This is a genomic window from Streptomyces boncukensis (assembly GCF_011045075.1).
In the GTDB taxonomy this organism is placed as follows: Bacteria; Actinomycetota; Actinomycetes; order Streptomycetales; family Streptomycetaceae; genus Streptomyces; species Streptomyces boncukensis.
In genome coordinates, this window is the sequence record NZ_JAAKZZ010000434.1 from 1 (window position 1) to 6,390 (window position 6,390).

Here is a 6,390-nt window from a genome sequence, read left to right on the forward strand (position 1 = left end):
GCCGTCTCCGGATCGGCTCTCCCGGACCCGTCCGGGACGGCGCAGCCGCCTCAGGTCCGCACCCGCCCCTCGCCGCTCCAGCAGCTGCGGCACGCGGCCCGGCACCCCGCCAGGATCGGGCCGTACGTACGGCGGCTGGTCCGCGACTGGCGGCTGCGGCGCGCGACGGGCGACGACCACGTCGCGTACTACCGGGCCGTGATGCGCTCGGACACCGCGCGCAACCCCAACGGCGCCGTCGGCACCGCATCGCAGGAGCGCTGGATGGCGCTGGGCGAGCTGCAGTTCAGCTATCTGCGCTCGCACGGGCTGGCGCCGTCCCACCGGCTGCTGGAGATCGGCTGCGGAAATCTGCGCGCGGGCTGGCGCTTCATCGACTACCTGGAGCCGGGCCACTACTACGGCGTCGACATCTCGCCCGACATCCTGCTGGCCGCCCAGCGCGTCCTGGTGTCGCACGGGCTGCAGCACAAGCTGCCGCACCTCTGCGTCGTCGACAACCTCCGCCTGGCGCACTTCCCGGACGCGCACTTCGACGCGGTGCACGCGCACAGCGTCTTCTCGCACTCGCCGCGGCACGTCATCGAGGAGTGCCTCACCCATGTCCCGCGCGTTCTGAAGCCGGGAGGGTTCTTCGACTTCACCTACAACCGCACGGACGGCACGGAGCACCATGTGCTGCGCGAGGACTTCTACTACCGTCCCGGCACCCTGATCGCCCTGGCCGAGGCGCGGGGTCTGACGGCGACGCCCATGGAGGACTGGGACGCGCTCCCGCACAAGCAGTCGAAGATCCGGGTCACGGTGGACGGCGGCGGCAGGAGCTGAGGCGCCGTCAGGCCCCGGATCCCGTCGCGGGCCCGGTACGGGCGAGCTCTGCGCGCAGTTCCCCGGCGCGCGGGCTGTCGCCCGCCTCGTACAGCTCCAGGGCGCGCGCCAGCAGGTCCGGGGCCGAGGCCGGGTCCCCGGCGTCCCGCTCCCAGGCCGCGAGGGCTTCGAGCGCCTCGGCCTCGTAGTGCGCGGCCTGGTGCGCGCGCAGCTCGCGCACGGCGCGCTCGTAGCACTCGCGGGCCTCCGCACGCTCGCCGAGCGCCTGCCACGCGCCGCCGAGCTCCGTCAGCATGCGGCCCGCCAGGGGGTCCCGGTCCGCCAGCTCCCGCAGCCCCTCCCGCGCGGCCCGCAGCACCGGCGCTGCCTCCTCGTGCTCCCCGGCCGCACCGAGCGCGGCGCCCAGGAAGCAGCGCGCGAACGCGGCACCGCGCACATCGTCCGCCTGTTCGCTGAGGGCGACGGCGGTCCCGTACGCGGTGCGGGCACGGTCCGGGTCGCGCGGCTGCCAGTAGCGGCCGTCCAGGCCCAGGGCCAGGGCCCGCAGCCGCGGCTCGCCGGTCTCCTCGGCGAGCGCGAGCGCGCGGTCCAGCTGCTCCCGCGCGGCCTGCTCCTCCCCCAGGTCGAGCAGCGGGCGGGAGAGCAGCGCCCGCAGCCGGGCCTCGGCGGCGCGGGCGCCGTCGACGGCGGCCGCCTCGGCGCCGAGCGCGCAGCACTCCTTCCAGTCCTCGGGGTGGCGGCGGTGGAGATAGACGGCGGTGAGGGACTCCGCGAGCTGCCACGCCCGGTGCGCCATGCCGTCGTGCTCGACGGCGGCGCGCAGCACGGCCAGCGCGTCCTGCCGCTCCGCGAGCAGCCAGCCCAGCGCCGCGCGACGGCGGTCCGGGCCCGCGAAGGGGTCGAAGGCGCCGGCGCGGCGCGCCGCCTCGCCGCCGGTCCGCAGCCGCAGCTCGCCCAGCACGGCGAGGTCGGCGAAGGCGGTGCCGGTGGTGTAGTAGTCCACGCAGCGCTCCAGTACGGCCGCGCGCTCCGCCTCGTGCTCCACCTCCCCCGCGCGCTCGCGGGCGTGCGGCCGGGCCGCGCCGCAGAAGCGGTACCGCCCGTCGTCACCCTCCTGCAGGAGCCCCGCGTCCTCCAGCGCGTACAGCAGGTCCTGCGCGGTGTCCGGGTCGGCGCCGGCCAGGCAGACGACGGTACCGATGTCCACCGTCGGGCCCGGGTACAGCCCGAGCAGCCGGTAGAGCCGCGCCTGTTCGGCCGTCAGGGTCGCGTAGGCGTCGGAGAGTGCTGCGGTCGTCACGGTGCGATCCCCCTGTGAGGAGCGTGCGGAAGCGCTTGGTCCGGCGCCGGGCCCGCGCGGAACGGCGCGGGTCCCCGCGGTGATACGACAGACGGCGTCCCGCCTCCCCGCCAAGTCGCCGTCCGGGGTGGTCGGGTGCCACCGTAGCGCTCGCGGGAAGGATCACCGCGCGGGGCCGTCCGTCTCCGCGCCCCCGCCTCGCCGGACGCGCCGGCGCACGGCGTAGGCAGCGGCACCGAGCGCGAGCACCCCTGCGCCCGGGAGCACGGAGGTGAGCGGCAGCGTGCAGGCCAGCACCAGACAGCCGGCCAGACCGAGCGCCGGTACGAGCCGGGGCAGCCGGTCCGCGTCGCGCGGCAGCGTCCACGCCGAGGCGTTGGCCACGGCGTAGTAGAGCAGCACGCCGAAGGAGGAGAAGCCGATGGCGCCGCGCACATCCGCCGTGGCGGCGACCACGGCGACGACAGCGCCGACCGCCCACTCGGCGCGGTGCGGCACCCGGAACCGGGGGTGCACGGCGGCCAGCGCACCGGGCAGATGGCGGTCCCTGGCCATCGCGAGGGTGGTGCGGGAGACGCCGAGGATCAGCGCGAGCAGCGAGCCGAGCGCGGCCAGCGCGGCGCCGACCCGTACGGCGGGCGCCAGCCAGTCCGCGCCGGACGCGCGCGCCGCCTCCGTCAGCGGGGCGCTCGCGTCGGCCAGTTCGCGCGGGCCCAGCACCGAGAGGGCCGCCAGCGCGACGGCGGCGTACACGGCGAGCGTGACGCCGAGCGCCAGCGGGATGGCGCGCGGGATGGTCTGCCGCGGATCGCGCACCTCCTCGCCGAGCGTCGCGATCCGCGCGTACCCGGCGAACGCGAAGAACAGCAGGCCCGCGCCCTGCAGTACGCCGCCCACGGAGGCGTCGGCGGCCAGGTCGAGCCGGCCGGCGTCGGCCGCACCGCTGGTGGTCACCGCGGTCACCAGCGCGGCGAGCACCGCGAGGACCGCCGCGACCAGAATCCGGGCCAGCCGTGCCGACTTGTGGACCCCCGCGCAGTTCACGGCGGTCAGCGCCACCACGGCGGCCACCGCCACCGCGTGCGCCTGCCCCGGCCACACGTACGCGCCGACGGTGAGCGCCATCGCCGCGCAGGAGGCGGTCTTGCCGACGACGAAGCTCCAGCCCGCGAGGTAGCCCCAGAAGGGGCCGAGGCGCTCGCGCCCGTAGACGTAGGTGCCGCCGGAGGCGGGGTAGCGGGCGGCGAGCCGGGCCGAGGAGGTGGCGTTGCAGTACGCCACGACCGCCGCGGCGGCGAGTGCGAGGGGCAGCGCCCCGCCTGCGGCGTCGGCCGCGGGCGCGAGCGCGGCGAAGATGCCCGCCCCGATCATCGAGCCGAGCCCGACGACCACGGCGTCCAGGACACCGAGCCTGCGGGTGAGGGTCTGTTCGCCGGCCACCGGGACACCTCCAGAAGTGCCGGGGCGCGCAGCCTATCGGGGCGAGATGGCTGGGGGGCGAGACGGCTGGGGGGCCGACTTGCTCAGCAGTCCGGCAGGGCTCGCGTCGGGTCGGGGTCGGCGCGGCCCTCCGGCCACCAGTCGTCCGCACCGGGATCGCTGCGGTACGGATACCAGCGGCCGTCGTGTCCGTAGCGGAGTTGCACGGTGCCCGTGGGGTCGGTGAGGCGGTTCCGCCCTATCGTCATCCGGGGCAGACCCGCGGCGGCAAGCGCGCCGCGGGCCCGGTCGAACCCGCCCGCGGGCGGGTCCCAGGGCTCCTCCAGGGCCGCGAGCCCGCTCTCGCCGCCCTGCCGCCAGGCCGCCGCCGCGCGGGTCAGCTCCCGCGCTGTGTGTCCGGCCGCCCGCGCGAGCCCGGCGAACAGCGGCGAGAGGGCGCGCCGCCCGGTGAGGCGCGGATGGCCGGCGGCGAGCCGTACGGCGTCCTGCCACTCGGACAGCGGGGGCAGCGGGTGCGCGCCGTGCGCGAGCGCCGCGTACGCGCGCTGGGCCGCGTCCGCTGCGAGGAACTCCAGCGCTTCCGGGCTGGGCCCGCCCGGGACCGAGGGATACCCGCGGGGCTCCCCCGGCGGATCGGGGACGCCGAGCGGCTCCGGCGGCGGGGGGCGGATGTCCGTCGCACGGGCGGCGTCGGCGGAGACGGACGGCAGCAGCGGGGGCGCGGGCGGCGCGGGCGCCTCCGGGGCGCCGGAGGCGCGCTGTCGGCGGGAGAGGTCGTCCAGGATCTCCGACTCGCTCCGTCCGCGCATCAGCAGCAGGGCGAAGGGGTCGCCGTCCAGCAGCCGCGCCGTCTCATAGGCGAGCGCTGCCGCGTGCTTGCAGGGGCGGACCGGATCCGGACAGCTGCAGGAGGCGCTGAGCTCGCCCGGCGCCGGCAGCAGCCGGGCACCCGCCGCTGCCGCCTCCTCGACGAGGGCGGGCGGCAGCTCCCTGTCCAGCAGCGCGGCCATCAGGCCCGGCCGGGCGGCGACGGTGCCGAGCAGCGCGTCCCACTCCCCCGCGGCCAGCTCGGGCATGCGGAGCTGGGCGCGGTACGGGCGGGGACGGCTCCCGCGCACATACCCGACGACCCGCCCGGGACCGAACCGGAGCGCGTCGACGCCGCCGCCGCGTGCGTACGCCCGCCCGCGCGCGAGGCGTGCGGAGTCGGGGGCCGCGCGCTCCAGGGCGCGCAGCCACGCGGTGCCGGCCGCGTCCCGTCCCGTGGCTCCCGCTGCTTCCGTCCCGGCCCCCGCCCCGGGGGTCGCGGGGATTCCGCCGGCCGTCATCGCGGGCTCCGCAGCGCGACGAGGTCGGCCAGCTCCGTGTCGGTCAGCTCGGTGAGCGCGGCCTCGCCGCCGCCGAGCACGGCCTGGGCCAGCTGCCGCTTCGCGGCGAGGAGTTCGGCGACCCGCTCCTCGACCGTGCCCTCCGTGAGCAGCCGGTGCACCTGGACGGGCTGGGTCTGGCCGATGCGGTAGGCGCGGTCGGTGGCCTGCTCCTCCACCGCCGGGTTCCACCAGCGGTCGTAGTGGACGACGTGGGACGCGCGGGTCAGGTTGAGGCCCGTGCCCGCCGCCTTGAGGGAGAGCAGGAAGACGGGCACCCGGCCGCTCTGGAAGCGGTCCACCATCCGCTCACGCCGGGCCACGGGCGTACCGCCGTGCAGCGTCTGGGTGGCGATACCGCGCGCGTCCAGGTGGCGTTCGATGAGCCGCGCCATCTCGACGTACTGCGTGAACACCAGGGCCGCGCCGTCCTCCGCGAGGATGGTCGTCAGCAGTTCGTCGAGGAGGTCGAGCTTCCCGGAGCGGGCCACCGCTCCGCGGGGCACCGTCTCGCGCAGATACTGCGCCGGATGGTTGCAGATCTGCTTGAGGGCGGTCAGCAGCTTCATCACCAGCCCGCGCCGTGCCATGCCCGCCGCCGCCTCGATCTCGGCGAGCGTCTCGCGGACCACCGCGGAGTACAGCGCGGCCTGCTCCCTGCTGAGCGGGGCGGGGTGGTCGGTCTCGGTCTTGGGCGGCAGTTCGGGGACGATGCCGGGGTCGGTCTTGCGGCGCCGCAGCAGGAACGGGCGGACGAGCCGGACCAGCCGCTCCGTCGCCTCCGGGTCCTCGCCGGACTCGACCGCGCGGGCGTGCCGGGCGCGGAAGGTCCGCAGCGGGCCGAGCAGCCCGGGGGTCGTCCAGTCGAGCAGGGCCCACAGCTCGGAGAGGTTGTTCTCCACGGGGGTGCCGGTCAGCGCCACGCGGGCGGGGGCGTGGACGGTGCGCAGAGCGCGGGCCGTGGCGGAGCGGGGGTTCTTGACGTGCTGGGCCTCGTCCGCGACGACCATGTCCCAGCTGTGCGCGGCGAGCTGCGCCGCGCGGGAGCGGAGCGTGCCGTAGGTGGTGAGCACGAAGCCGGTCCCGGTGCCGTCGAGGCCGCGGGCGGCCCCGGCGCCGTGGAAGCGGCGGACGGGCACGCCGGGCGCGAACCGGGCGATCTCCCGCTGCCAGTTGCCGAGCAGCGAGGCGGGGCAGACGACCAGCGTCGGGCCGCAGGCCCCCGCCTCGGCGCGGCGCAGATGGAGGGCGATCAGGGTGACGGTCTTGCCCAGCCCCATGTCGTCGGCGAGACAGCCGCCCAGCCCGAGCGAGGTCATCTCCTCCAGCCAGGCGAGCCCGCGGAGCTGGTAGTCGCGCAGCTGGGCGTGCAGGCCGGCGGGCGGGGCTGTGCCCCCGTACGCCGGGTCCGCGTACGGCCCTTCCGGGTGCGCAGGGTGGGCAGGGTGCACGGGG

Annotated in this window: 5 protein-coding genes; 1 reads left to right on the top strand and 4 read right to left on the bottom strand. The window is 76.9% G+C overall.

The window, feature by feature from the left end; translation table 11 throughout:
• Positions 1 to 84 precede the first annotated feature (84 nt).
• Positions 85 to 828 carry a class I SAM-dependent methyltransferase gene (locus G5C65_RS28920; RefSeq protein WP_165301997.1) on the top strand — a complete coding sequence of 248 codons (744 nt, stop codon included), beginning with the start codon at positions 85 to 87 and terminating at the stop codon, positions 826 to 828.
• Positions 829 to 835: 7 nt separating this feature from the next.
• Here the strand turns inward: G5C65_RS28920 and G5C65_RS28925 are convergent, their stop codons facing one another.
• From G5C65_RS28925 to G5C65_RS28940, 4 genes are all read right to left on the bottom strand, one after another.
• On the bottom strand, positions 836 to 2,128 hold the full coding sequence (locus tag G5C65_RS28925) for a hypothetical protein (protein WP_165301993.1): 1,293 nt from the start codon (positions 2,126 to 2,128) through the stop codon (positions 836 to 838).
• Between the two features lie 162 nt (positions 2,129 to 2,290).
• Complete coding sequence (locus G5C65_RS28930; protein WP_165301994.1) at positions 2,291 to 3,568, bottom strand: amino acid permease; 1,278 nt, start codon at positions 3,566 to 3,568, stop codon at positions 2,291 to 2,293.
• An 83-nt stretch (positions 3,569 to 3,651) separates the two neighbouring features.
• Positions 3,652 to 4,896, bottom strand: coding sequence for an SWIM zinc finger family protein (locus tag G5C65_RS28935; RefSeq protein WP_165301995.1), 1,245 nt, complete (start codon positions 4,894 to 4,896; stop codon positions 3,652 to 3,654).
• Positions 4,893 to 6,390 (bottom strand): DEAD/DEAH box helicase (locus tag G5C65_RS28940; RefSeq protein WP_165301996.1); only part of this gene is annotated, 1,498 nt, incomplete at its 5' end. The genes G5C65_RS28935 and G5C65_RS28940, both read right to left, overlap by 4 nt.